The sequence below is a fragment of the Rummeliibacillus pycnus genome (assembly GCF_044359855.1).
GTDB lineage: Bacteria > Bacillota > Bacilli > Bacillales_A > Planococcaceae > Rummeliibacillus > Rummeliibacillus pycnus_A.
In genome coordinates, this window is record NZ_CP132291.1 from 1 (window position 1) to 25,848 (window position 25,848).

Sequence of the window (25,848 nt, forward strand, 5' to 3'; positions counted from 1 at the left end):
ATGGGAAAAATCCTCTCAATATTTACTATATTATTCATCATCATTATATGTATTTCTACTTATAAAGATGGTCAATCTGGTTATGCACTTTATTATGGTATTGGCTTTTCTATCATGCTGGTAGTTAGAATATTAATGCGATTTTCTAAACATAAAAAAGCTTAAACTTAACGGAAAGAAGCTGAAATAAACTTGAATATAAAACTTATTATTACTCGATTGCTATTCAACATACAATTAAATTGCGGTAAGTTAAGATTATTGGGTTACGCAATATTCCTCGATGCATTGTTAGGTATTGGAGATGTCACTATATTCATCATAGCATTACCAGAGTATTTTCTAGCGGCCCTATTAATAAGCCTTTTAATTGTATCAATTAAGAAAGGGTCGCCTCATATATATAAATTTGTTTTGAAAAGACGAATATTGTTAATGCCGACATTAGTCATGTTTTCATGCACCATTTTTATAAATTGCTTTATTTGGATAAATCCATATTAAATAACTTCTTTAAAATGGTTATTATTTACAATTCAGAAGAAACAAAGCAAAGTCTATGCCTTTGCTGTAGCTTTTGAATTAAGATTGATAATTTATTAAAAAGTCTGTTCGTTCATATCAAAGTTTGATAAAAAATTCTGATGTGTTAATGCAGAATTTTTTCTTGTTCAGCAATCGGGCCATTTAATTGAATAAGATTACACAAAAAGTCGATTTCCCAACTTAAAGGAAATCGACTTTTTTAGATTGAATTTTTGCCTAATTATAAAAGTTTTACTTTCAGTTCCTTCGATGAATTTAAAATGTTGTTGACTATTCAGTTGAACTGTATTAAGTTATTATTAAGTTGAACTATATAGTCGAACTGAATAGAGGATGAGAGTATGAAACATAAATTATTGCCGTTGTCTGAAACCATGCATTATATTTTATTAGCTTTGCGTGAGCCACTCCATGGCTATGCCGTAATGCAGAAGATAGAAAAGATAAGTAACGGTTCTGTTATTTTAGCAGCTGGTACATTATACGGTGCGATTGAAAACTTAAATAAGCATGGTTGGATTGAACCTGTTGGAGAGTCAGGTCGGAGAAAAGTTTATATGATAACTGCAGAAGGAAGCGCCATTTTGAAAATGGAACAAGAAAGGCTATCGCATATTTTATCCCTGTACGAAGGAGGTGAATCGAATGAAGAAATTTAAGATGTTTTTTGATATTGAAAGAGAAGAGCAATGGCTGAACGAGCAATTACAAAAAGGCTATCGCTGTACAAATATTAGTGGATTAGGAATATACACTTTCAAAAAAACTGACAAAAGATATGTTATGCGACTTGATTATCAAGATTATTTACCAAAGAAAAAGTTCGAGGAATACAAGGGTATATATGAAGATTTTGGTTGGATTTATATAAAGGGGTACTGGTTGGGTGGAATACGGTATTGGCAAAAAGAAGATGATGATCAAAATGAAATTTTCTCGGACCGCCAATCAAAGGGTAATTATTATAAAAGATTAATGGGTTATTCATCTGGTTTAGGTATACTGTTATTGGCTTTTTCTTATATGCTTTACAAGGATTCGGGTTTATATTTAGCTGAAGGTCTTTGGAGTATGAAAGGTGCATTATTTTGGAAAGCATTTTTATTTGAAACTCCATTTGCCCTTTTGAGGTCGCTTCCCGCCCTTATGGTTGTTTTCTTTGGTAGCAGTTTCTATAAAGCTTATCGAAAGTATTCAATGTTAAAAGAAAAATAATATGTTAGGGAGTTAAGTATGAACTTTTTTAATCCAAAAAAGTAATTGAGGATAATTTATCTACCACAATCGTGCGCTATCCTTGAAAAAGGATAAGCGCTCAAATTAGTTAAATGGTAGTTTAGATGGAGAACATAATTTAAAACCCATTCTAAACAGAATGGGTTTTGTCTTTCACACTAATAGTCGCTGTATTAGTTTCAGTAAGTCTGCTTAATCCTTTTGTAACCAATGGCATAAAGTAAGCTTAAAGAGCGCCTTATTCAGCGTCTTTTAACTTACTTTCGATTTTCAATTAGGCCAACTTGAAACGGGTGCAATTCTGTAATTGCGATTCCTGCTTTTACTAGTGGGTCATTTTCATACATTTCTTGAGCGGCTTCTGGCGACGCAGCTCTGAAAACATAGATACCAAATGGTCCGTGACCAGCAAATACAACCTTACCTTCAGAAAACATTTGGTGTACATGTTCAACATGCTTTCCCATGATTGCTTGTTCATCAGACGTCATTGTTGCCGCAAAATTTTCACGCTTCGATTTGGCAATTACAAGAAATTCCATAATTCACTCTCCTATATATTGATTTTTTTCCTTCTATTTTAACCACAATCATCTAGAAACTCAAAGGTGCACCATTTGATAAGCAAACGTGAGCCCTGGAATCAACATTTTCATAGTTTCAATAGGGTAGAAAATTTTTTTGAAATGTATCCAAAATGACACACACTTTTAAAATAAGGGCCATACTCTTGAATAACTAATTGTGTAAATAATGATAAAATAAAAAATCGGAGAGAAACACAATTTAAATAATTCAAGGGAGGAAGAATTGTGTCTAATAGGGTAAAATCGAGAAAAATTATTTTAGATTTAGCAGTTACTTTAGATGGTTTTATTGAAGGGAAAAATGGAGAAGTTGATTGGTGCATCATGGACTCTGAGATGGGATTTATTAATTTCTTAAATCAAATTGATACTATTTTCTATGGAAGAAAAAGCTACGATTTATGGGGAGAATTTACTCCAGAAATAGAAGATCCTAATACTGATAAAGAAATGTGGGAATTAATTCATAGTAAAGAAAAAGTTATATTCTCTAAAACGCAAAAAGGGTCTAATTATAAAACAATTTACATTAATGATAACATTCTTGAAGAAGTAAATAGATTGAAGAATAAGCCTGGTAAAGACATCTGGCTTTATGGTGGATCAAGTCTAATTACAACTTTTATCAATTTAGGGCTTGTTGATGAATTTAGATTATCTGTTCATCCTGTTATTTTGGGAGAAGGAAAACCGCTGTTTACTGATATAAAACAAAGGTTAAATTTAAACATGGTTGATACAAGAACATTCTCATCTGGTGTTGTGCAACTAATCTATCATTTGAATACGAATTAATAAAATTGCACATTTTAAAATGAAATGCAATAAATATCATTCGAAGATACTTATTGTCATTTCTTCAGCAATCGGGCGCATTTCCAGAGGAAGGATTTGCGTCTTTTTCATTAAAGGGACAGATGTGGAAGAGCACATTTAAAGAAAATTGATATTTATGAAGTGATAGTAAAGGGGTTCACTATAATTACGGTTCAGATTAATGGGAAATCTTGACATAATTTTAATTTGGTTTATAATTGAGTAAACACTCAAACTTTCAGACAATTAGAGGTGGATTTATTGATATCAAAAAAGGATAAGATCGTACAAACTGCATTGAAGCTTTTTACAGAACAGGGGTTTAAAGCAACAACAACAAAAGAAATTGCATTAAAAAGTGATGTAGCAGAAAGTCTTATTTTCTATTATTTTAAAGATAAAACTGAACTACTTAATCATTTACTCCGTGAGTTTTCATTTATTGGGTCAATGAGCAAGGAGATGAAGGAATTATTGGAAATGGAGCCCATTCCGGCTTTAATTCAATTGGGACATCTATATTCCGATTTTTTATATCTTAATAAAAGTTTCTTGTCATTTATTTGGTCCCCTGAAATGATGCAGAACAAAGATGTAAATGAAAAGGTTATTGACCTTATTCATTCAATGTCTCAAGAAATAAACATTCATCTGACAAGGGCTGTTTCTGTTCCTATTGAAGAAGAGACAATCGAATTGGCTGCGTCGATGTTTCTTTCAACCTTATTAACACATTATTTGGTTGGAGAAAGAGCATCAGATGAATTTCCTCTTGAAAATGATACCTATATTAAGAATATAGTAACTCTAATATTAAAAGGACTTGATATTTCTAATTAAATATACTTTATTTTTTTGACCAATATTGAGTATTTACTCAGGAATTTGCTCGCTTATTAGCAGAGAAGGGGGTTCATTTAGTAATAATTGCACGAGATGAGAGGACTCTTTTACAAACCAAAGAAATGATCAGGAATCAATATCATGTTCAAGTCAAAACAATAGCGACGGATTTATCAACTCCAGATTCTTTCCAAAATTGAAAAAGTGACTCGGCCATTAGAGATAGAGTTATTGATCAACAATGCCGGTTATAGCATTACTGGGGAATTTTATTGTGAAGATTGGGAGAACCAAAGTAAACTGCTTGAAACCATTTTAAAAACTCCAATAGCACTTACATATTTTTTTGTTAATGAGATGGTTAAACGTGGTCAGGGTGGGGTCATTTTAGTTTCTTCTGCAGTTGCTTATACCTCTGTGCCATTATGGAGCGTTTACTCAGGTAAAGCAGCACTGTTGAACTTTGGGGAATCTATATCGCAAGATTTAAAAAAGTACAATGTTGATGTTTTAACCGTATGTCCTGGAGCAATGAACACTAAATTTCAGGAACGTTCAGGAATTAGTACCCCCGGCCTTATGGAACCTGAAAAAGTCGCTATGTTGGCTCTTAATTCTCTTGGAATTAAGACTACCTTATTACCAGGAATGACGAATAGTATTATCTTTCAAGGGTTAGGACGATTTTTACCAAAGAGTATAAGGTTACCGCTATTTGAAAGTCTTATGAAGAAATTCCAAAAGCAAAGTAAGTAGTTTACGGTTAAAAATAGATTCGTTAGTTTCAACGTTTTTTTTCTTATGAGTTACTGGTTTTCAAGTGGTAATTCAGAATTATTAGCTAGAAAAAAAGTGGGAAGAAGTGTTGTTAAATGAACAATATGCAAGTTATTATATGGCTTTTCCCAATCCTTTTTATGTTCCATGATTTTGAAGAAATTATTTTTATGAGAGCATGGATGAATAAAAATAGAGATTATATATGTGAAAGGTTTCCTACATTATCCAAAAAATTACTACCTCATTTTGAGCATATGACAACATCTGCTTTCGCTTTGGGGGTAGCTGAAGAATTCATTTTAATTAGCATCATCACTGTTATTTCTTATATGACAAATTGGTATGACTTATGGATAGGCTCATTTATTGCGTTTACTTTACATTTATTAATACATTGTTTTCAAGTATTGATAGTAAGGAGATATATTCCTGTTATTGTAACAAGCATTATTTGTTTGCCCATTTGTATTTATATCATTAAGCAAATAATACAGATATCTTCGTTATATACCATTATTTTGTATTCTATTTTGTGCTTTATTATTATGGTTATCAATATAGGTGTCATTCATAAGATAATGGCTATATTTAGCCGATGGATAGTCCGATATGAACATAAACAGAAGTTCTGATAACGAACAATTTGTCACAAATATAATTACCTAATTTAATAAATAACCAGTACATAAAGGACTAAGGCTATATTAAAGCTATTTCATCAAAAGGCGCTATTCTTGAATAATGATAAGCACTTATTTTCATTAAAAGGCCAGTTAGTGGAAGAAGGAATTTTTGGCTTTTGTATAGAAATATTGTACGAAACATTTTCAATATCTTGTAATAGGTATGTAAATGAATATAAGGGGAACAAGTTTATTATGATCAGATGAATTTTTAGAATATTTGAACAAGATGAATAAATTCATAATTTAAGAAAAGTTACGAGGGGGTTTATTAATGGAAATGAATGAAAAAACATATCTAAGTATAGAAGAGATTATTTCATTACCAACCTTATCAGGTACAAATATAAGTGATAATGGCAAAAACGTAGCATTTGTCAAGAAGACAGCTAACTGGAAAGACAATAAATATAGGAATCATGTATGGATATATGAAAAAGATAAGGGGCAGTGTTACCCATTAACAACTAGGGATATAGATAGTACATACCCATTATGGTCTCCAGATTCTAGAGATATCGCATACCTTAGCCCAGTTGGTGACGGGGATAATAAGAAAAATCAGATCTTTGTTAAGTCAATAGATGGTTATAGTGGGGTTCAAATTACTGATGAGAAAGAAGGGGTCAGTAAATTCAAATGGGATCCTACTGGCAAGGGTTTTTATTATGTTGCACAGTCAAAAGAATCTGAGACGATAAAGAAACGTAAGGAACTATATGGAGATTTCCATCATATAGGTAAGGAATACCAGAATAATTGTTTATATTACATTGAAATAGAAAAAGTCATACAAAATGATAAATATGAACACGAAAATAGCGTTGTTTATCAACTAACTGATGGTAAGGATTTCCATGTCCGTGAATTTGATATTTCAAATTGTGGGAAAAAGGTTGTATTAATGGCTACACCAAGCTCAAATATGGGAGATTATATTAATGGAGATCTATACATACTAGATATAAAAGCTGGAAATCTACAAAAGGTGAATATAGATAAGTTGTTGGGAGGGAGCGTTTGCTTTTCTCCTGAAGGCAGCAAAATATGTTACTCAGCAAGCATAAGGGAGAAGGATTACTATAAGACCCATATACAAGACAGTACGCTAGAGATATATGATATTAATAATGGGGAGCTAATTCAACCTTTAACAGATTTTGATAGTACGGTTATTCCATTACGGTGGACAGCTAAAGGAATACTAATCAGATGGCAGAATAAAACTAATTATCTTATTGGGTTGTTATCTGAGAATGGCACTGTGGAAATGATAAGCGAAAAAGTAAATAGCTTTATAATGGATGCTTCTATAACAAGGGATGGAAATCATATATCTTCTATTAAGGCTATTACAAATGAAACCTTTGAAATCTATTTAGACGATAAAAAAATAACGAATGAAAATAGCTTTTTCAAAAGAAAGCTTAAATGTAACAGGGAAATAATCTCATGGCAAAGTAGTGATGGTCTTGAAATAGAGGGAGTTTTATCAACCCCAGTAGAATTTGACGCAAATAAAAAATATCCCTTATTAGTGGTAATCCATGGTGGTCCGGCTTGGGCATCCTTTCCAATATTTTCAGACTGTTTTAATGAGAAATATCCTATTGAACAGTTTATAGAAAAAGGCTTTATAGTTTTAGAACCAAACTACAGGGGAAGTTCGGGTTATGGTAATGAATTCTTAACAGCAAACTATAGAAAACTTGGAATTGCTGATTACGATGATATTATATCTGGAGTTGATAAACTAGTTGACATAGGGATTGCAGATAACGATAGAGTAGGGGTTATGGGATGGAGTAACGGTGGATATATATCAGCTTTCTGTTCTACATTTAGTAGTAGATTTAAAGCTATTTCAGTTGGCGGTGGAATTACTAATTGGAGTACCCATTATGTAAATACAGATATACCTTACTTTATTAGGATGTATTTAGGAAATAATCCATGGAATGATCCAGAGATATATACTAAAACATCACCAATGACATATATTAAATCAGCATGTACTCCTACTCTAATCCAACATGGCGAAAAGGATGCAAGAATCCCAACTCCAAATGCATATGAGCTATATCAAGGATTAAGGGATATGGAAGTTGATACAGAATTAATCATATTTAAAGGAATGGCATATAGTTCTGACCAGCCAGGAATTAATGTGGCTATTATGAAGCAGAATTTGATGTGGTTTTCACACTATATTCTTGGAGAAAGTATGAAAGATTTTAGGGTTTTATGATTAATAAATGGATATCCTCACGGAACACATAAGGATGAAACAGTCTTCATAAGGAAGCTTTTTTCTTATTTAGCCTGTCAATGTAGCTCTATGATCTACTGTAAATACTCTAGCAACTACTGGATAGTCAACACTAACCTAGACAATTTTTTTTAGGTGCTCAAGTTTATAATCGACCGGGTTTACATAAAATTTTATGATAGAGGAAATATTTAGTTATTTCATAAAAGGGCGTTATCTTTGAATAAGGATAAGCGCTCATTTTTTATTTAAGCGCCATCTAGTTGAACAAGTGTTTCATTGAAAAGAGTTCTTTTCTAAGACTTTGGAGCAGGGCATGATAGCCTTTGGGATAGAGCCAACTGAATTGGGAACTAACAGTTTACATCATTCTTTTTAACAATAATTTGAGCAATCGTTTTTTAAACTATGTCAACCTTACTCAGTATTGATTGTCGACATCTAGATTATGTAAGTTGGCTCTTTGATTACTTGAATAGAAAGATTTAATCTATAGTTTCCGAATGTAAGAACTTTATTAAGAAAATCATTTAATTGTTCTTGAGATTCGACCTTGACCTTTAAAAGGTAACATCCTTCTCCAGATATTCTATGGGCTTCCGATACTTCTTTTCTTTCATTGATAAAACTAGCAAAAGAGCTGTGGTTTGTTGTTTTCATAAAAACAGTCACAAAAGCTGTATAAGAAAGACCTAATTTTATTTCATCTAGAATAATGGAATAGGCTTTAATAACTCCAGCATCCTCTAGTTTTTTAATTCTATTTCCTACAGCTTGTCCTGTCATATGAATAAGTTTCCCAATTTCTTTACATTGAATGCGTGAATTCTCAGTTAGTAACCGAATTATTTGAAAATCAATATCATCAAGTAGCATATATTATTCCTTTCATCATGAAATTATTTTGAGTAGAAGAGTTTCACCAGAGTATAGATAGAAACCAGAATATTATTTATGATTTGATTATAATCTATTTCATGAGCAAGGAGGAACTATAGTGAGCATAGCTTTGATGTTGATTGATATTCAGAATGATTATTTTCCAAACGGAAAAATGGAACTAAACAATCCTATGAAAGCAGCAAAGAATGCAAGTGAAATTCTGGATTGGTTTAGAACTAAAAAGTATGAAATTTACCATATTCAACATGTTTCGAACAGATCTGGAGCAGGTTTTTTCCTTCCAAATACAGAAGGCGTAAAGATTCATAAATCGGTTTTACCTTTAGAACAAGAGAATATCATCGTAAAACACACCCCTAACAGTTTTTTAAATACAGAATTACTAAACAAGTTAAAAGAAAAAGAGGTTAAGAAATTAGTGATTTGTGGCATGATGACACATATGTGCATTGATGCTACAGTAAGAGCAGCTAGAGATTTTGGTTTTGAATGTACTGTAATCGAAGATGCATGTACAACAAAAGATTTAATTTATCTAGACCGAGTAGTTCCAGCTGAACAGGTTCACTTTGGGTTTATCAGTGACCTAAATGGAATGTATGCAACTATATATACAACGAATGAATTTTTAACACATAATGCTGCAAGTTCATATTGATGTTGATATGTTCTTCAACAATCGGGCGCTTTTCTGAAATAAGAAAAGCGTCTTTCTTCATGAATAGGGTCAGATTGTTGAACATGTAATTTAGCATTAATAGTGGGGAACCGTACCAAAAGAAAAAGAGGTTGTATAGAACAATACTGTGAAATGCAAAAATGGGTTGTGGCAGCCAATAATTAATGCGGTGCTAATAGGAAAAGGCAGAAAGCATTCCTTTGAAAAGGTTAACCTTGGTCATCCCATGATGCATTCACGCAGTGATGGACTGCCCCCTCAACAACCTTGATGGCTTTTTGCACGTTAATTTCTCCGCCCACTTAATATCCTTTCTCATTATTAAAGATAGAAGTGCTTCATCCACACTAGTACCCTCCAAAAAAGAACATGAAAGGGGGAGGTTTAGCCGAATGAGGAATGGCTATACTAATATTACTAGTGTACTGAATGGAGGATATATGATGACGAACAAGGATTATTTAGGGGGGGGCTTGCCAGATATCCCTAAATCTTTTTGGACGGACTCAACGGTTTTGCCGGAGTTCCCCAAATTGGATAATGATATTCATGTTGATGCTGTTATTGTAGGTGGTGGTATTACCGGAATAACAGCTGCCTACCTTTTGGCAAATAAGGGATTGAAGGTTGCTATTGTGGAGGCAAACAAATTACTGAATGGAACAACGGGACATACAACTGCAAAGATTACCGCCCAACATGACTTAATATATGATGAGTTGATTAATAAAATGGGAATAAGTAAAGCAAGGTTGTATTATGAAGCCAATATGGAAGCCTTGAACTTTATAAAAAAAACAATCGATCGCTATCAAATTGATTGTGATTTTAGTACACAGGACGCATTTATGTATGCAACCACGGAGGAATATAAACAAAAGATCCAAAAAGAGTTTAATGCATATGAAAGGCTTAACATTGATGGAGAACTGGTTGATACAATTCCCTTAGACATAAAAGTTGAAAATGCACTAATTATGAAAAACCAGGCACAATTTCACCCACTTAAATACTTAAAGCGTCTTGTCCAAAATATTACTGAAAAAGGCGGCCTCATCTTTGAGGATACAGTAGCGGTAAATTTAGAGACAGGAACACGGCCAACAGTCCTTACACGGGACGGGGCCAAAATAACAGCTGATTATGTCCTTGCTTGTACGCACTTTCCTTTTTATGAGGGACTTGGGCTTTATTCTACAAGAATGTATGCTAATCGCTCATATGTTCTTGCAGCCAAGCCCAAAAGTAAATTTCCGGGTGGAATCTTTATTAGTGCAGGCACACCAACACGTTCACTTAGATCTGTTACGATTAACGGGGAGGAAATGGTACTTATTGTTGGGGAAAGCCACAAAACAGGCCAGGGAATAGACACTATGAAACACTACGAGGCTCTGAAGACCTTTGGCCAACAAGTCTTCGGACTGGAAACAATTCCTTATCGCTGGTCTGCGCAAGATTTAACTACACTGGATAAGGTACCTTATATCGGGGAAATTACTTCTGGTCAGCCAAATATATTGATAGCTACTGGATATAGAAAATGGGGAATGACGAGCGGTACTGCTGCCGCTCTTCTATTATGTGACCTTGTATTGGGTGAAAAAAGCAGATTTCAAAAACTATACACACCATCAAGATTTTACGTAAATCCTAGCCTAAAAAACTTTTTCGTAGAAAACGCAAATGTTGTTTCTCAGTTAATTAAAGGAAAACTTCAAATGACCAATCTTAACCCAAGTATGTTACCTAACGATAAAGGGGCTATCATAAGCATTAATGGGGAAAGAAAGGGTGCCTATAAGGATACAGAAGGAAAGCTGCATATAGTAGACACAACTTGTACCCATATAGGATGTGAAGTTGAATGGAACAGTGGCGAGCGGACCTGGGATTGCCCGTGCCACGGCTCTAGATTTTCGTATACCGGTGATGTAATTGAAGGTCCAGCGGAAAAACCGTTACAAAAATATGATCATAAGATGATTGACAATCTTACATCGGAAGACTCCGGTTATTGACATAAATCCACAGGGAATACGACTGTGGTCATTTCGAATTTTTATTACTTTCTTTCGGGTTCGGGGGCCATATAAACTTCAATGCAATAAATGTAGTGATAAGGTTAGAATACAGACCACAGCAAACAGTATTACGCTATAAAAATACCAAAATAAGAGATGTTCAAAGCAACAACTAATTCCTCTAACCGTCAAAACTTAAAGTTTTTGGCCGATGAGAAAAATTATTTTTGGTGTACCTATTGGATTATCATTTCGAAAGATATAAACGAGATTGTTGGAGGAATAATGATAAAGGGAACTCCCAATGATAATGGTGAAGTAGTGATTGGGTATTATACTCTCTTTGAACATCAAGGAAATGATTTTATGACTGAAGCTATCAGATATTCGAAAAATTGGTTGTTAAATCAGGTAAATGTTATTTACGTTATTGTTGATAAGGAAAAAGATAATATTGCTTCGCATAGAATATTAGAAAAAATCGGTACGGATATGTATAAAGAAACTGAAGAGTTGTTCTTTTGGGGATTTTCTACAAGTAAACCCTAGTAGTATCCAATTGCAATTAATTTAATGTTATTTAATTAAAGGGCGCAATCCTGAACATGAACTGCACCCCAAATGTTAGACACGAATCTAACACTTGGAGGTGCCTTTTTTATGGCAAGAATTACTCTCGAACAAAAATTAGATGCGATTTTTCGTTATGAAAACGGAGAAGGAAGCCTTACTTCTATTGCTAAATCACTCAATTTAACTAATACTGAAACCCTTCATTTTTGGATTGAAAAATATCAATTTCATGGACCAGAATCTCTTAAAAAGAGCTATACACGTTATACTTTTGAAGATAAACTATACATACTCAATTATATGAACGAGAACGGGTTGTCTTCTTTAGAGACTGCAGTACAGTTTAATTTACCTACTCCAGGAACAATTAGAAAATGGCGAATTAGTCTTGGAAATGAAAGTATAGACTCCCTAGTTCTTAAGAAAAAGGGGCATACAAAGTTGAAGAAAGATAACCAAAAAGAAGCTAAGAAACAGATCTTCGAAGAAGGTTCTATAGAGGCATTACAAGCAGAGAATGAACGTTTACGTATGGAGAATGCATTTCTAAAAAAGTTGAATGCCTTAGTTCAAGAAAAGGAAACATTAAAACGAAAGACAAGGCGCAAGTAGTCTATGAACTAAGGAATCAATTTAGTGTGAAAGAGTTAAGAAAGCTAGCAGGAATCAAACGTAGCACTTATTATTACTGGACAAGTCGCTTTGACCGACCTGATAAATATGCCGAAATGAAATCGATGATTTCTACTATATATCACGACCATAAGGGAAGATATGGTTATCGTCGAATAACGCTAGAATTACGTAATCAAGGCTTCCAGATCAATCATAAAACCGTTCAACGGCTTATGAAGGAATTGGGTTTAAAATCTCTTGTACGCTTGAAAAAATATCGTTCTTACAAAGGAAATGTAGGTAAAATCGCACCAAACATTCTTAAACGTGATTTCGTTGCGACAAAACCAAATGAAAAGTGGGTAACGGACGTAACAGAATTTCATTTATTTGGTGAGAAATTATATCTTTCCCCTGTACTAGATTTATTTAATGGTGAGATTATCGCCTATAATATTCAAAGCCGTCCTACATATGAACTTGTTTCAAACATGTTAGACAAAGCTTTTATTTGCTTATCCGAAGGAGATGCCCCTGTCTTACATTCGGATCAGGGGTGGCATTATCAAATGAAACAATACTCTTATGCATTAAAACAAAATGGTATTACCCAAAGTATGTCTCGTAAAGGTAACTGTTTAGATAATGCAGTAATTGAAAATTTCTTTGGACTATTAAAATCTGAATTATTATTTATACAAGAATTTGAGAATATGGTTCACTTCAAGCGTGAGCTTGAACTGTATATCGAATACTACAACCACAAACGTATTAAAGGAAAATTAAAAGGATTGAGTCCGGTACAATACCGAATTCAATCCACTATAGCTGCTTAACTTAATATAATGTCTAACTTTTTGGGGTCACTTCAAACAAGGATAAGCGCTCATTTTTCATTTAGGGCAAAGGTGTAATGGAAGGATAGAATCAGTTAGGAAATGCGTTAGAAAAAGATGGACTACTAACATCTAAATTAAGCTGCTTCACAATATTTTGGTGCAATGAAGAAAATAGGACCTGAAATATAACCAATAGATATATTCCACAAACGTACGCGATTGAGGAATAAGAAAGGACATTACATATTAGTCATTAAAATATGTAATGTCCTTAATTTATTTATTTTTAGGCAATGTTAAATATTTTTGTTGATAAATAGCTGTTCCAAGATTGTCATACGTAGCAAGGGTAGAGTACAAGAAACTATCCACTATCGTTTTTTTGATGTGTGTATTGTTGTTACGATGACTAATACTTTTTAAGTATTGAAACTAGCTCGTAAAGCTAATTTATTCTAACCAATGATCTGGTTTTTCTAAGAAATTCGGTATTTTTGTATGGGCATTTCCTTTAGCTGAATTTATTTGAGATTGTGTCAGGAAAATAGCACCTATTAAGTTCGCATTACTTAGGTCTGCATCTCTAAGGTCAGTGCCAATAAAATCAGCTTTTCTTAAATCAGCATGACTTAAATTAGCTGCTATCATTAGTGTTCCTCGAAAATTACTTCCCTGTAAATCTGCCCCTTTTAGATTTGCTCCTAAGTAATCTAGGCCTTTCTTTATTCTTTTCTCTTTACCTTTTTTAAATAGATCTTTTCGATACACTTCACTTGTTTTTAGTAATAAAACATTAATCTTACTTCTGTGTGCGACAATGTCTAACTTTAAAATTTCTTCAGGAGCTTTCTCTATTAATTTTACCGTTTCATTATAAATGTTTTGCAGACTTGAATGAAATGACTGTGTTTCCTTCAAGCTTAGAGCTTGATTGAGATACCAAAGCATTTCATGAAGCTGTTGAACGAGTGGAAATACTGCAAACATTTCGTTGGCACGCTCAGAGTTATTTCTCCAATCTTCACCGTTATAGATAGTCTGTGATACATGTTGTCCGGCTCCAAAGCACTGATAAGAAACACATCCTCGAAAACCTTTTTCCCTCAATTGATCGTGTGTATTACAACGATTATCTGAACATAAATTTCGACATGGCTCTCCACCGTCTTTATTAAATGGAAAATCAGCTGATTTGGTATAAGGTAAGGCTATACAACATAACCCGAAACAATTAGTACAATCTGATTTTAAATAATCATTCATTTATATGACACTTCCGCATTCCCGTAGATTTTTTATTCCATTATAAATGAAAGACCATTAATTTAATATAATTAAATTGTAGTTTATTACCAAGCATTCCAAAGTGATTATCGATACAATTCATTAATTTGTTTTGCTATATATTCGGAGCTAAAATCAACCCCATTTCTGAGCCACCACATGATTATCCCAAGTATTGAAGATGCGATAATATCCATTGATAGAGTTATTTCCTTAGTATCAGTGCATTCATTTTCACGTTGTATGACAATCAAGTCCTTTAGTGTCATATGCATTTTTTTATTGAAACCGGGATGCTCAAATAGAACAGCTAAAATTTTTCGATGCTTATAAAAATAATCTAAAAACGTAATTAGTTGTTCTTGATTATTTAAGTTATCAATTTGTAAAGTCGGAGACATTTTCAACAACAAGTCGTCGAAAATATCGTAAACTAACTGCTTTAATAAATCATTAATATCTAAAAAATGTAAATAAAAAGTTGCTCGATTTAGCTCGGCATGTTTGGCTATTTTTTGTACTGTAAGCTTCGAAATATCTGGATTTTCAATCAATATATCTACGACAGCTTCTTTAAACATTCGTTTAGAGCGAACAGCTCGTGGGTCCTGCTTTTTTTGTGTAGTCAATATAATTCTCCTTTATCTATTAACACGAATTTAGTAAATGTTATTTTAAAATTTGTTGTTTAATCAACACTTCTTGAAAAATTGTAAATAGGAATCAATAATAAAAAATGCTATTATCTATTTTATTGACACAGTGTTTAAAAAACAAGCGGGAAGAGGAATAAGTTATATGCCGGAATCAATAAAAATAAATAAGAAAGTTTTATTAACAGTTTTAATTTTAGGTTGTTTTTTATCTACACTTAATCAGACACTGTTAAATGTTGCATTAAGTAATTTAATGAACGTATTTTCTGTTTCTGCTACAACCATTCAGTGGCTATCTACAGGTTTTATGTTGGTTAACGGGGTGTTAGTGCCTATTACTGCATATTTAATGAAGCGTTTTTCTACACGCCAATTATTTATAAGTTCAATGTTGTTTTTATTAATAGGCTCTATTTTATGTGCAGTCGCACCAAACTTCGCTACCTTACTAATTGGCCGTATGATTCAAGCCATTGGAGCAGGAATAATTATGCCATTACTAATGAGTATCGTTATGTTTATCTTTCCTCCAGAAAAAAGAGGCAGTATGATGGGGTTAATTGGATTAGCCATGATTTTCGCACCGGCAATAGCACCAACATTAGCAGGCTTTATTATAGATTATTATTCATGGCGTTGGTTATTTATTGGAATAATTCCATTTGTTGTGATAGTCATATTAATGGCAATGAAATATTTAGTTAATGTTTCAGAAAAAGAAAAAACGAAGTTAGATGTAGTGAGTGTTATTTTATCAACAATTGGCTTTGGTCTTATTTTGTATGGTTTTAGTAATGCAGGAAGCCATGGTTGGGATGATAAAGTTGTAATAGTTTCTATTCTAGTGGGGGTAGTGACTATAGCAATATTCTGTCTTCGACAAATTAAATCTTCTGATCCACTTCTTAACTTATCCGTTTTTAAAAATAAATTATTCACTTTAACGTCCATCATCAACATTATTGTCACAATGATGATGTATGCGGATATGATTTTATTGCCAATATATTTACAAAACGGAAGAGGGTTTACTGCGTTAGATGCTGGATTATTATTATTACCAGGTGCTCTTGTAAATGCCTTTATGTCTCCAGTTACAGGGAAAATGTATGACCGCTTTGGTGCAAAGCCGTTATTTATTATCGGTTTGATTTTCGTCATTCCTTCAATGTGGGTTGTAACAGATTTAACAGCCACAACAACCTATAGTTTTTTAATGATACGTACCATTTTCCTACGTATAGGATTGAGTTTTATCACTATGCCATTGAACACAGCTGGTTTAAATGCCTTACCTAGAACACTTGTGACACATGGTACAGCAGTGAATAATACCTTACGCCAAATTGCAGGTGCAATTGGATCTGCTGTAGTTATTACAATTTTCACAGCACAAACCACAAATCATGCAAAAACATTGCTAGAAGAAACACCAAATGCTACTGCTGAAGCCATTCGCACACTTGCTTCAACCTTAGGTTCAAGTGATGCTTACTATTTCATGACAATCCTAGCTATAATCGCATTTGTATTAACTTTATTTGTTCCATCCAAAAATAAGATTCAACAACAATCATAATTATTTAGTATTCAAATTTTGGAGCTACTTAACCGGATTAGTTTGTGAATGCATAATCTTCAACAAACGTGGTTTAAGTTGAATGATTTTGTGCGCAAATACATTTAAATGGAAAGAAAATAAACAACTTTAAAGAGCCTTACTACAATGAAGTGTAGTAAGGCTCTTCATTTTTTATATCAAAAATAAAGGCATTGAAGGATAAGCTAAACCTTTGATTTACCATTTCTTATATACGGATTTACCATTATATTCTTTCAAATAAGTAGACTGGCATGAACCTGACTTTTTATAAATACGTACTGATTTTCCAACAGATTTTAAGGTCATTTTGCAACTTCCTTTTGTTAAAACAGCCGTATTCTTTGAAGTTAATTTTGCTTTACCATAGTAAGTTTTAAACTCCCAAGGCATCTGATACCCATACAACTTTTCATTGGAAGGCTCATATCGCATCCCTATGTGCGAAGATAAATAGATATAATCTGTTGTTTTTTTATAGATATTTAATTCAGTTCTCTGTCCTGAACCTGAATAATAATCATTCCAATAATTCCCTAACCAACCAGTCTTAGGATTAATTACATTGCTGTAGTCTGCACTAATGTATGCGGTATTACCTTTGAAGACTATCTCATTAAAAGTATTATCTTTATATAGCACTTTTAACGGTAAACTTTGGTTTTTGTAAAGTTTACCAATAATTTTAGACTTCTTTGAAGGTTTTTCACGGATGTTTAAATCATCTACAGTAGATTGGACTTTAAGTGTTTCTGTTTTTGCGGAAACTTGTTGATTGTTAAAGGGTATGGATATTAATGACAAAAAAATCAACATAATTATAGTGCTTATTATCCGTTTCATCGTATCACCTCAAAATATGTTATTCTATTTCTACGAGTTCTTCTGTATCTGTCTTAATTAAACCGATATTAGGGGCATAATATGATATTCCATATTTCTCTTTTACTTGAACCACATTTTTAAAAGTGCCTGCCCTTACTTTTAAAGTCTTATTAACAGTTATGACTTTCCCTACGTATTTCTTTTTATAATCATAAATCTTCATTCCTTTATACATGTTACGTGGAAGTTCACTATAATCCCCTGTAAAATCAAAACCATTAATAGCTGAATCTACAATTACTTTTACATGTTTTGTACCATACTCAAATTCTTTGTATTTAAAAAATACCGTTTCATCCAATGTATCTTCCCATAATTTTGTTGATTTATTATAAGAAGTCTTATAAATTTCTCCCCATACGCCATTGTTGTAATAATATGTTTTGTTTGTATTCTTCAAATAACTCGGTAGTTTGTTTTTTAGATTCTTAGTAGGTACATAGCCTGTTTTATTCGAATAGGTTATTTTTGCCCAGTCACTACTTTCGCCCAGCACTTTAACCTTCTTCCCATTTCTTAATTGCCCAATTGTAGCTGAGGTTTTATTTTTGTCTTTTTTAACATTCAACTTTGAATCACCACATGATACATATTTTGTTTCAATAGCTGCACTTGTAGGCTTACTGAAGCTAAACATGGCGATAACAAATGTAAATATAATTAGTAAAGTAAAATATTTGCTCATTTTATATTTCCTCTCCATAAGTAATTGATAATAACATTAATATAAAATATACCATAAATATAGTCTAAATATCACAACTTATTAAAAATGGAGAGTATGTATTAGAAACTCTACTTATTCAAAATTATGTGTTATGTTCACATAATTTTAGATAAGTCGTATTTTGATTTTGCCAAATAATCATTTAACCTCTCTGTCTAGAATTTCAATCAACAAATGAAGAGAACTTTTTATTTATATAAAAACTACAATTTCACGATAAAAGAGAGAATTTTGATAAAAGGTATCAATATCGGATGTTGATTTAAATATTTCAAAATCAACATATTTACAAACTTTCCTTAGAATTATGTATATTTCTATAGTTAAATTGTCTTATAATAAATAATATACATATATTGGAACGAGGCTAGATTCAAATGATCATCTATGAAGGTACTAAAACAGAATTTGTTCATGACATAACAAACGAGATTTTAATTGAAAAACTCTATGATTCATTTAAAGAGAAAATAGGCAGGACTTCCAAAGCCGAAATTCGTTCATGGGAAAATTCGTTGCAACGTATGTCCAATGTTATGCAAGATGATGGAATACCAAAGGATGCAGCGGTCGCAATTGAGTTTAAGATTCCCAATACATCTAAGCGCGTGGATTTTATCATTGCTGGGAATGATGGCTCTCAAGATCATGTCGTAATTGTTGAACTGAAGCAGTGGTCAGAAGTTGAAAAAGTAGAGGGAAAAGAAGCGATAGTAAAAACAGTAGTTGGTAAGGGATTACGTGAAGTTACGCATCCATCTTATCAAGCCTGGTCTTATGCTGCGTTAATAGAGGACTTCAATGAAAATGTTCAACGCCAAAATATTCAATTAAAGCCATGTGCTTATTTACATAATTATCGTAAAACAGAATCGGATCAACTAACAGATCCAATTTATGAATCATATTTAAATAAGGCTCCTGTTTATACAAAGGGTGAAATAGAAAAGTTACGTGCATTTATCAAAAAATATATAAGAATGGGCGATGAACATAAACTAATTTATCAGATTGATAATGGGCGAATTAGACCTTCTAAATCTTTGCAAGATTCATTAAACAGCATGCTAAAGGGGAATGAAGAATTTATCATGATTGACGAGCAAAAAGTCTTTTATGAAACAGCCCTTCAATTAGCGACTGAATGTGTGCAACAAAACAAAAAGCAGGTCATGATTATTGAGGGAGGGCCAGGCACTGGAAAATCAGTAATGGCAATTAATCTATTAGTCAATTTAACAAATAGAGATATGATGACACTTTATGTAACCAAAAACGCTGCACCAAGAAATATTTATTCTACCAAATTGAAAAAAGACTTTAAGAAGAGTCGAATCGATAACTTATTTAAAGGTTCGGGTAGCTTTACAGAAGTAAGCGAGAACGAATTTGATGTCATATTGGTAGATGAAGCCCATCGATTAAATGCTAAATCAGGAATGTTTCAAAATAAAGGTGAAAATCAAGTAATGGAGCTTATTAAGGGATCAAAATTCACGTTATTCTTTATTGATGAAAATCAACGTGTAACTTTAAGTGATATTGGTAGTGTCGAAATGATTGAGAAATATGCCAAGCAATTTAATGCAGAAGTTATACGAGGTACATTGTCTTCACAATTCCGTTGCGATGGTTCGGATGGTTATATTGCATGGCTCGATGATGTATTGCAAATAAGAGAAACTGCTAATACACATGATATTGGTATGGATTATGATATTCGCATGTTTGATGATCCAAACAAAATGCTAACTGAAATTGAACATTTCAACAAACGCAACAACAAATCTCGAATCATGGCAGGATATTGCTGGGAATGGCCAAAAGCGAATAGGGAGAAAGTTGAATACAAGGATATCACAATACCTGAACACAACTTCGGCATTAGCTGGAACATTAACAACACATGGGCGATTGAAAATGCATCTGTCCATGAAGCAGGCTGTATACACACCGCACAAGGTTTGGAGTTTGACTATGTAGGTGTAATTATTGGTGATGACTTACGATACGAAGATGGACAAGTTATTACGGATTACACAAAGCGAGCAAAAACAGACCAATCACTAAAAGGTATTAAGAAAATAGCAAAAGAGGATCCAGAACAAGCTCAAAACTTAGCTGATCCGATTATTCGAAATACATATCGAACATTGATGACGAGAGGGCAAAAGGGGTGTTTTGTATATTGTACTGATCCTGGATTGCAAGAATATTTGACTGGGAGATTGGAATACGTGAAGCGGTATAAGAAACAGGAGGGATTGTTGTTTACTACGGATTCGTTTGAGGGGTATCAATAAAATGTAATGCCAAAAATGTATATCCGCTAAGATGTATAGATTTTTTCTAAGACCTAAAACGACGGATGAATGTATAACTTGTGTAGTAAATTAGGGATTACCCCAATTTATTACACAAACATTATACTGACATTACTTGAAGAATATTTTATCTTATTTTATCCCTTTAATCTCTTTTTTTGACATTTCTTGTTCTTTTAACAGCTCCGAAATAGTTACAAATTTATAACCTTTTTTTTGAAGCTCGGGTAAAATTTTTTCTAAAGCTTTAACGGTTTGTTTTCTATCACTACCACCATCATGAAAAAGAATTACATCCCCAGGCTTTGTTCCTTTTAGCACAGTATTAACAATCTTATTAACCCCTGGATCATCCCAATCTCTTGTATCTTGATGCCAAGACCACATCACTACTTTATATCCCTCTTTAACAACTTCACTAACTAAACCATCTGTATATCTGCCCTCAACTGGACGAAATAATGTTGGAGTGAAACCTGTTATACTATAAATTGTCTCATTCGTTTTTTTAATTTCCTTTAATATTTGTGACACACTACCTTTAAGAGGATGAGTATAGGTATGATTTGCTAATTCATGTCCTTCTTCGTACATCCTTAAAACCACTTGAGGGCTCTTTTCTGCATTTTTACCAAGAATAAAAAATGTTGCCTTTGCATCGTACTTTGATAATAAATCTAAAATTTCAGCAGTGTAAGTTGGATGAGGTCCATCATCAAAGGTCAGAGCAACAATCTTTTTTTTCGTTTTAATATCCCAAACAATATATCCAGCCTCTTCGTAATACTTCCTTCCTTTATCTGCCAAAGTGCTTTTTATAAGAAAGAAAAAAGAAACAAATAAAATACAAATGGTAAATACAAAAATATATTTACTTTTCAACTCTTCACTTCCTGTGAAAATTATTTTTAGATACACTACTGTATTATCTTCTACGGAAAATAACCATTTATGCTTTAAAAAATAAATTTTAATTGAACGTAAAATTATTAGAATACTTCCAATTTCGCTGTATAGATGTTGCTGTACAGCATCTAAGAAAATGTTCATTAAGTTACTCTTGTTTCCAACGCTTCTTCAATAATTCGATTATTAGAAACCTCACAATAGTTAGAGTGCTAAAAATATACGATTTTTACAACCATCCTTATTGTGCTAATATTTAGATAAATAAATAATTTAGGAGGAAACATTAAATGAATTCGCATGAATCTAAAGTCAAAAATTTCTTAGAATCAAACAAAGTAAAAGCAGAACATTTAGTATTTAAACAATCTTGCCATTCCGTAAAAGAAGCTGCAGAAGCAGTTAATGGATCGGAAGACGATTTTGTAAAAAATATTTGCATGATAGACAAAAATAATGAATTAATTGTTGCTATCGTGAAAGGGAACAATAGAGCTAGTACAACCAATGTTGCAAAAGCTTTAAATATAGAAAAACCAAGACTTGCTTATCAAAATGAAATTATAGAACGTACAGGCTTTCCAGCAGGAGGAGTTCCTTCTTTTGGTTTTCCAGCAAAGTTTCTAATTGATCCTAAGATAACAAATATGAATTACATATATACTGGTGGTGGTTCTGAGAACTCATTAGTAAGAATTAATGTTGAAGACTTAATAAAGCTCAATAAAGCTACTATTGTTAAAATAAGTAAATAAAAATTCTTAACAACCGTATAAAATGACGGTTGTTTTTGTTTTGTAAGATACACGTAATCCTTTTATTGTTCAAAAAGTTTTTCTGAACATGGAGTGATTTATTTTAAAGAATTCATCGAGATAATGAAATAGTGCAAATCCATCATGCGATATTTTCATTTAAAAACCATAAAAAAATAACCCATCCTTGAGTTAGCAGCTCGATGAATTATATTAACCTTATAACAGCCATTCCGCATTAATGGTAACAAACTATCCTGTATACAATAAATTAGTATGAGATACAATTCCCAAAGTGAAGATAAAAAAATTAATGAAGTTGAGTAACTGGCACCAAACAATGTCTTTTCATCTACGAAATGTTCAGTAGTGACTCTTTTAATTACTCGCTCTTTGAAGTAGAAATTAGCGTCTGACAAATAGAGTCACTTTCGATATTTTCTACTCCTACTGTTGTGTTCGATGTAGAGTTGCAATTATTATTTTGTTGTGCAAACGCTCATGAAAAGTATAGTCGCGAGTGATCATTAAACAAACAGCATTACTCATTGGAACACCACATAGGTATTTGTCATATGTTATAGAAATGTTTTTCTACTTATGACAAAGGAGTTGCAACATATGAATAGATTTGTGTACTATGGCTATCCGCAAGACTATGCCTCATTTCCAACTCCGCAATATTATTAGAATGAATACGTACAGCGCAAGGAAACTCTGGAATTGCCGAAAAATGTTATGCATACGATAACTGTGGAACCCAAATTTACCGAGCATTTGATCCAATACAAAGGGCTAATGATTGTCATCACAACAACTGTCGGCAAATTGGTAGGTACTCTAGATAATGTTTTCATTGATCACGTAGCTCTTGAAGTTAACGGAAAATTGCATTACATAAGATTGTGTGAAATCATTTATTTTGAAAAAGCAGAAGAGAAATACTGAATTGTTTTGACTTAGAGCCATCATTAACATGCAGGCTCCATTTTTTTAATTCGTGGCTCTGATACATCAATAATTAGTATTCTAAATTTTCTTAAAATTTATTTTTGATTATGTTATACTTTTCATTAGTGAAAAAGGAGGACAAGTCCAATGGTAAAAAAATAAAATGAGAAAATCTTAAATTATTTTATTAATTTTAGAATAAACATGTAGATTTTCTCTTTCATAGAATTAATATCTAGAATAGAGGAGAAATAACATGTTAAATAAATTAAGTGATACTATTTATTATTTATCTAATCAAGATGATAGAGAACGACCAACATTAGGATTGATATGTGGTGAGCAATGTAGTTTAATAATAGATTCTGGTAATTCTACTCAGCATGCAAAAGACTTTTTACAAGAAATTGAGAAGCTAAATGTACCACCAGTTAAATATCTGGTCATTACCCATGCACATTGGGATCATTTCCTAGGAATGAATGAGTTCGATGCAACTGTTATAGTTAATAGTCAAACAAACGAAATGTTAAAAGAATGGAAAAGTTATTCCTATGACGATAGTTCACTCCAAAAGTATGTGAATACTAATCAGATGAGTGCTATGTGTATGAAGATTATACAAACTGAAATGCCAAACAGGGATAGTTTTAAGTTGAACTCTCCAGATGTAATTTTTGAAAATACATTAACAATTGATTTAGGTAATAAAGTTTGCATACTTGAAAGAATCAAAAGTACTCATACAGATGACTCTACAATTATTTATATTCCTGATGAAAAAGTTCTTTTCTTAGGTGATTGTGCATACGGGACAACCACAAATTCTCTATTTCATTACAAGCAATCATTGTTATTCCCTATGATTAAAGACATCCAAAAATATGATGCTGAAAAGTTCTTACTTGGTCATGAATCGATCTGCGATTCGAATGAAATGAATATATATTGGGAAGAGTTAACAACAGCAAGTCGAGTTGTAAAATCCACCTCACTAGAAAATGCTATAGAGTGCTTTAAGGCAGAAAATAAAAGGGACCCTAATGATAATGAATTATTTTTCTTAAAAGCATTTGTTAATGACCATATTATTCAATCAAAATAATTCTTGGATTATATCAAGCAAATATTAACAGTAGCCATCTCATTAAAAGTTAAAATGTGATGGCTTTTATTTAGTCAATTCGTACGTAAATATTATAAATGATGAGGAGGGCATACATATGGATAGTATAATTTTTGATTTAGATGGAACTATTTGGGATTCTATAGATACTGTACTACTGGCATGGAATAGCATAGTTGAAGAAAATAAGCAGGTAGAAAAGAAGCTAACACGAAGAGACTTCGAAGGCACAATGGGACTTCAAATGGACGATATAAGTAGCAAGTTATTTCCAAACTTAGATTTAAACACCCGAACACAAATAATTAAACAGTGCTTTGAGATTGAAGGTAAATATATTGAAGAACACGGTGGAATTCTTTTTAAAAACGTGGAAGATGTACTAAAAAAACTTTCTAAGAAATATAAACTTTTTATTGTTAGCAATTGTCAACAGGGTTATATTGAGGGGTTTTTTCGGTATCATAAACTTGAAAATTACTTTTTAGATTTTGAAAACCCCGATAGAACAGGTCTTACAAAAGGAGAGAATATCAAATTAATAATTGAAAGAAACAACCTTTTAAAACCTGTTTATGTTGGAGACACAGAGGGTGATCTAAAGGCGTCTAGGTATGCGGGTATTCCTTTTGTTTACGCAAAGTATGGTTTTGGGAATGTAAGCGAATATGATCAAGTCATAGAGAAATTTGATGATCTTTTAGACCTGTTCTAATTTGTGTATCTAAGAGAAACATTCGCGATTTTCAAATAGTTTGCAATAATGTGGAGGAACATATTATTGGGGTAAAGAGTAAAAGCTCTAATTCTGCAAAGGTAGAATTAGAGCTTTTACTATAAAACAGAACAAATGTTTGTTATAATATATTTAAGATAGCTAGGTACTCAAGGGTGGTTGGCTCACTCCCGTTTAGAAAGGGGGTGGTGCCATGACAGTATATGAGGCATTAATGTTTGCAATAGCATTTGCAGCATTAGTAATATCAATACTCTCATTTAAAAACCATAAAAAATAACCCATCCTTGAGTTGACGGCTCTTTTGGGTGGGTTATCTCACACTTCTTAGCCAATCCCCTTGAGGGAACCAGTTATCGAATTGACCGTTCGATGGACCAACATCGGCGGTCTTTTTAAATTATGCTTTTTATAACTTTAGTATACGTGGAGTTTGTTATTTTATCAAGAAAATCAAATTTCGAGTAGGTTCAGGACATCCGCTAATACAGCAATTTAAGTCCTG

Annotated in this window: 25 protein-coding genes; 18 read left to right on the forward strand and 7 right to left on the reverse strand. The window is 32.7% G+C overall.

The window, feature by feature from the left end:
- The first annotated feature begins 887 nt into the window (after positions 1 to 887).
- Both Q8X41_RS00005 and Q8X41_RS00010 read left to right on the forward strand, forming a co-directional pair.
- A complete protein-coding gene (locus Q8X41_RS00005) occupies positions 888 to 1,205 on the forward strand; it encodes a PadR family transcriptional regulator (RefSeq protein WP_397538223.1) in 318 nt (105 codons plus the stop codon).
- Positions 1,192 to 1,761, forward strand: a complete 570-nt coding sequence (locus Q8X41_RS00010; protein ID WP_397538224.1) for a DUF2812 domain-containing protein — start codon at positions 1,192 to 1,194, stop codon at positions 1,759 to 1,761. Before Q8X41_RS00005 ends, Q8X41_RS00010 begins: the two co-directional genes overlap by 14 nt.
- Positions 1,762 to 2,039: 278 nt before the next feature.
- Here the strand turns inward: Q8X41_RS00010 and Q8X41_RS00015 are convergent, their stop codons facing one another.
- A complete protein-coding gene (locus Q8X41_RS00015) occupies positions 2,040 to 2,324 on the reverse strand; it encodes a YciI family protein (RefSeq protein WP_397538225.1) in 285 nt (94 codons plus the stop codon).
- Positions 2,325 to 2,594: 270 nt separating this feature from the next.
- Between Q8X41_RS00015 and Q8X41_RS00020 the strand changes: the two genes are divergently transcribed.
- From Q8X41_RS00020 to Q8X41_RS00040, 5 genes are all read left to right on the forward strand, one after another.
- Positions 2,595 to 3,164 (forward strand): dihydrofolate reductase family protein, encoded by a 570-nt coding sequence (locus tag Q8X41_RS00020; protein ID WP_397538226.1) that lies wholly within the window; start codon positions 2,595 to 2,597, stop codon positions 3,162 to 3,164.
- Between the two features lie 282 nt (positions 3,165 to 3,446).
- Entirely contained in the window at positions 3,447 to 4,025 is a 579-nt protein-coding gene (locus Q8X41_RS00025; RefSeq protein WP_397538227.1) for a TetR/AcrR family transcriptional regulator, read from the forward strand.
- A 207-nt stretch (positions 4,026 to 4,232) separates the two neighbouring features.
- Positions 4,233 to 4,784, forward strand: a complete 552-nt coding sequence (locus Q8X41_RS00030; RefSeq protein WP_397538228.1) for an SDR family NAD(P)-dependent oxidoreductase — start codon at positions 4,233 to 4,235, stop codon at positions 4,782 to 4,784.
- A 125-nt stretch (positions 4,785 to 4,909) separates the two neighbouring features.
- Positions 4,910 to 5,440 carry an HXXEE domain-containing protein gene (locus Q8X41_RS00035; RefSeq protein ID WP_397540321.1) on the forward strand — a complete coding sequence of 177 codons (531 nt, stop codon included), beginning with the start codon at positions 4,910 to 4,912 and terminating at the stop codon, positions 5,438 to 5,440.
- Between the two features lie 325 nt (positions 5,441 to 5,765).
- Positions 5,766 to 7,739 carry a S9 family peptidase gene (locus tag Q8X41_RS00040; RefSeq protein ID WP_397538229.1) on the forward strand — a complete coding sequence of 658 codons (1,974 nt, stop codon included), beginning with the start codon at positions 5,766 to 5,768 and terminating at the stop codon, positions 7,737 to 7,739.
- A gap of 462 nt (positions 7,740 to 8,201) precedes the next feature.
- Here the strand turns inward: Q8X41_RS00040 and Q8X41_RS00045 are convergent, their stop codons facing one another.
- Positions 8,202 to 8,636 carry an Lrp/AsnC family transcriptional regulator gene (locus Q8X41_RS00045; RefSeq protein ID WP_397538230.1) on the reverse strand — a complete coding sequence of 145 codons (435 nt, stop codon included), beginning with the start codon at positions 8,634 to 8,636 and terminating at the stop codon, positions 8,202 to 8,204.
- Between the two features lie 121 nt (positions 8,637 to 8,757).
- Here Q8X41_RS00045 and Q8X41_RS00050 point away from each other — a divergent pair, with 121 nt between their 5' ends.
- The 4 genes from Q8X41_RS00050 to Q8X41_RS00065 all read left to right on the forward strand — a co-directional run bounded on the left by Q8X41_RS00050 (position 8,758) and on the right by Q8X41_RS00065 (position 13,390).
- The gene (locus Q8X41_RS00050; RefSeq protein ID WP_397538231.1) at positions 8,758 to 9,321 is read left to right on the forward strand and encodes a cysteine hydrolase family protein; all 564 of its coding nucleotides are present in this window, start codon (positions 8,758 to 8,760) and stop codon (positions 9,319 to 9,321) included.
- 464 nt (positions 9,322 to 9,785) lie between these two features.
- Positions 9,786 to 11,363: an FAD-dependent oxidoreductase gene (locus tag Q8X41_RS00055; protein ID WP_397538232.1), complete on the forward strand. Its 1,578-nt coding sequence runs from the start codon at positions 9,786 to 9,788 to the stop codon at positions 11,361 to 11,363.
- A 159-nt stretch (positions 11,364 to 11,522) separates the two neighbouring features.
- Positions 11,523 to 11,915 carry a GNAT family N-acetyltransferase gene (locus tag Q8X41_RS00060; RefSeq protein ID WP_397538233.1) on the forward strand — a complete coding sequence of 131 codons (393 nt, stop codon included), beginning with the start codon at positions 11,523 to 11,525 and terminating at the stop codon, positions 11,913 to 11,915.
- A 111-nt stretch (positions 11,916 to 12,026) separates the two neighbouring features.
- A protein-coding gene (locus tag Q8X41_RS00065; RefSeq protein ID WP_397538234.1) for an IS3 family transposase occupies positions 12,027 to 13,390 on the forward strand; the annotation gives its coding sequence in 2 pieces (ribosomal slippage) (positions 12,027 to 12,486 and positions 12,486 to 13,390; 1,365 coding nt in all).
- Between the two features lie 453 nt (positions 13,391 to 13,843).
- Here the strand turns inward: Q8X41_RS00065 and Q8X41_RS00070 are convergent.
- Positions 13,844 to 14,656 carry a pentapeptide repeat-containing protein gene (locus Q8X41_RS00070; RefSeq protein ID WP_397538235.1) on the reverse strand — a complete coding sequence of 271 codons (813 nt, stop codon included), beginning with the start codon at positions 14,654 to 14,656 and terminating at the stop codon, positions 13,844 to 13,846.
- A 107-nt stretch (positions 14,657 to 14,763) separates the two neighbouring features.
- The gene (locus tag Q8X41_RS00075) at positions 14,764 to 15,306 is read right to left on the reverse strand and encodes a TetR/AcrR family transcriptional regulator (RefSeq protein ID WP_397538236.1); all 543 of its coding nucleotides are present in this window, start codon (positions 15,304 to 15,306) and stop codon (positions 14,764 to 14,766) included.
- Between the two features lie 169 nt (positions 15,307 to 15,475).
- Here Q8X41_RS00075 and Q8X41_RS00080 point away from each other — a divergent pair, with 169 nt between their 5' ends.
- Entirely contained in the window at positions 15,476 to 16,912 is a 1,437-nt protein-coding gene (locus tag Q8X41_RS00080; protein ID WP_397538237.1) for a DHA2 family efflux MFS transporter permease subunit, read from the forward strand.
- A gap of 219 nt (positions 16,913 to 17,131) precedes the next feature.
- On the opposite strand, the gene Q8X41_RS00085 is transcribed toward Q8X41_RS00080, so the two are convergent.
- Both Q8X41_RS00085 and Q8X41_RS00090 read right to left on the reverse strand, forming a co-directional pair.
- Positions 17,132 to 17,776 (reverse strand): SH3 domain-containing protein, encoded by a 645-nt coding sequence (locus tag Q8X41_RS00085; protein ID WP_397538238.1) that lies wholly within the window; start codon positions 17,774 to 17,776, stop codon positions 17,132 to 17,134.
- Positions 17,777 to 17,795: 19 nt separating this feature from the next.
- Positions 17,796 to 18,503 (reverse strand): SH3 domain-containing protein, encoded by a 708-nt coding sequence (locus Q8X41_RS00090; RefSeq protein ID WP_397538239.1) that lies wholly within the window; start codon positions 18,501 to 18,503, stop codon positions 17,796 to 17,798.
- 419 nt (positions 18,504 to 18,922) lie between these two features.
- Here Q8X41_RS00090 and Q8X41_RS00095 point away from each other — a divergent pair, with 419 nt between their 5' ends.
- Entirely contained in the window at positions 18,923 to 20,848 is a 1,926-nt protein-coding gene (locus Q8X41_RS00095; protein ID WP_397538240.1) for a DNA/RNA helicase domain-containing protein, read from the forward strand.
- Positions 20,849 to 21,001: 153 nt separating this feature from the next.
- On the opposite strand, the gene Q8X41_RS00100 is transcribed toward Q8X41_RS00095, so the two are convergent.
- Complete coding sequence (locus Q8X41_RS00100; protein ID WP_397540322.1) at positions 21,002 to 21,751, reverse strand: polysaccharide deacetylase family protein; 750 nt, start codon at positions 21,749 to 21,751, stop codon at positions 21,002 to 21,004.
- Between the two features lie 314 nt (positions 21,752 to 22,065).
- Between Q8X41_RS00100 and Q8X41_RS00105 the strand changes: the two genes are divergently transcribed.
- The 5 genes from Q8X41_RS00105 to Q8X41_RS00125 all read left to right on the forward strand — a co-directional run bounded on the left by Q8X41_RS00105 (position 22,066) and on the right by Q8X41_RS00125 (position 25,623).
- Positions 22,066 to 22,530 carry an aminoacyl-tRNA deacylase gene (locus tag Q8X41_RS00105; protein WP_397538241.1) on the forward strand — a complete coding sequence of 155 codons (465 nt, stop codon included), beginning with the start codon at positions 22,066 to 22,068 and terminating at the stop codon, positions 22,528 to 22,530.
- Between the two features lie 723 nt (positions 22,531 to 23,253).
- Positions 23,254 to 23,478 carry a DUF2642 domain-containing protein gene (locus Q8X41_RS00110; protein ID WP_397538242.1) on the forward strand — a complete coding sequence of 75 codons (225 nt, stop codon included), beginning with the start codon at positions 23,254 to 23,256 and terminating at the stop codon, positions 23,476 to 23,478.
- Positions 23,479 to 23,737: 259 nt separating this feature from the next.
- Positions 23,738 to 24,586 (forward strand): MBL fold metallo-hydrolase, encoded by an 849-nt coding sequence (locus Q8X41_RS00115; protein WP_397538243.1) that lies wholly within the window; start codon positions 23,738 to 23,740, stop codon positions 24,584 to 24,586.
- A gap of 118 nt (positions 24,587 to 24,704) precedes the next feature.
- Positions 24,705 to 25,322, forward strand: a complete 618-nt coding sequence (locus Q8X41_RS00120) for an HAD family hydrolase (RefSeq protein ID WP_397538244.1) — start codon at positions 24,705 to 24,707, stop codon at positions 25,320 to 25,322.
- Between the two features lie 214 nt (positions 25,323 to 25,536).
- A complete protein-coding gene (locus Q8X41_RS00125; protein ID WP_397540323.1) occupies positions 25,537 to 25,623 on the forward strand; it encodes a putative holin-like toxin in 87 nt (28 codons plus the stop codon).
- The last annotated feature ends 225 nt before the right edge of the window (positions 25,624 to 25,848 follow it).

Bases quoted from the DNA above. Each gene is read 5' to 3' on its own strand.
- Q8X41_RS00005 (WP_397538223.1), top strand. From the start codon at position 888: ATGAAACATAAATTATTGCCGTTGTCTGAAACCATGCATTATATTTTA.
- Q8X41_RS00010 (WP_397538224.1), top strand. From the start codon at position 1,192: ATGAAGAAATTTAAGATGTTTTTTGATATTGAAAGAGAAGAGCAATGG.
- Q8X41_RS00015 (WP_397538225.1), bottom strand. From the start codon at position 2,324: ATGGAATTTCTTGTAATTGCCAAATCGAAGCGTGAAAATTTTGCGGCA.
- Q8X41_RS00035 (WP_397540321.1), top strand. From the start codon at position 4,910: ATGCAAGTTATTATATGGCTTTTCCCAATCCTTTTTATGTTCCATGAT.
- Q8X41_RS00040 (WP_397538229.1), top strand. From the start codon at position 5,766: ATGGAAATGAATGAAAAAACATATCTAAGTATAGAAGAGATTATTTCA.
- Q8X41_RS00045 (WP_397538230.1), bottom strand. From the start codon at position 8,636: ATGCTACTTGATGATATTGATTTTCAAATAATTCGGTTACTAACTGAG.
- Q8X41_RS00055 (WP_397538232.1), top strand. From the start codon at position 9,786: ATGACGAACAAGGATTATTTAGGGGGGGGCTTGCCAGATATCCCTAAA.
- Q8X41_RS00060 (WP_397538233.1), top strand. From the start codon at position 11,523: ATGTTCAAAGCAACAACTAATTCCTCTAACCGTCAAAACTTAAAGTTT.
- Q8X41_RS00070 (WP_397538235.1), bottom strand. From the start codon at position 14,656: ATGAATGATTATTTAAAATCAGATTGTACTAATTGTTTCGGGTTATGT.
- Q8X41_RS00080 (WP_397538237.1), top strand. From the start codon at position 15,476: ATGCCGGAATCAATAAAAATAAATAAGAAAGTTTTATTAACAGTTTTA.
- Q8X41_RS00085 (WP_397538238.1), bottom strand. From the start codon at position 17,776: ATGAAACGGATAATAAGCACTATAATTATGTTGATTTTTTTGTCATTA.
- Q8X41_RS00090 (WP_397538239.1), bottom strand. From the start codon at position 18,503: ATGAGCAAATATTTTACTTTACTAATTATATTTACATTTGTTATCGCC.
- Q8X41_RS00095 (WP_397538240.1), top strand. From the start codon at position 18,923: ATGATCATCTATGAAGGTACTAAAACAGAATTTGTTCATGACATAACA.
- Q8X41_RS00105 (WP_397538241.1), top strand. From the start codon at position 22,066: ATGAATTCGCATGAATCTAAAGTCAAAAATTTCTTAGAATCAAACAAA.
- Q8X41_RS00115 (WP_397538243.1), top strand. From the start codon at position 23,738: ATGTTAAATAAATTAAGTGATACTATTTATTATTTATCTAATCAAGAT.
- Q8X41_RS00120 (WP_397538244.1), top strand. From the start codon at position 24,705: ATGGATAGTATAATTTTTGATTTAGATGGAACTATTTGGGATTCTATA.
- Q8X41_RS00125 (WP_397540323.1), top strand. From the start codon at position 25,537: ATGACAGTATATGAGGCATTAATGTTTGCAATAGCATTTGCAGCATTA.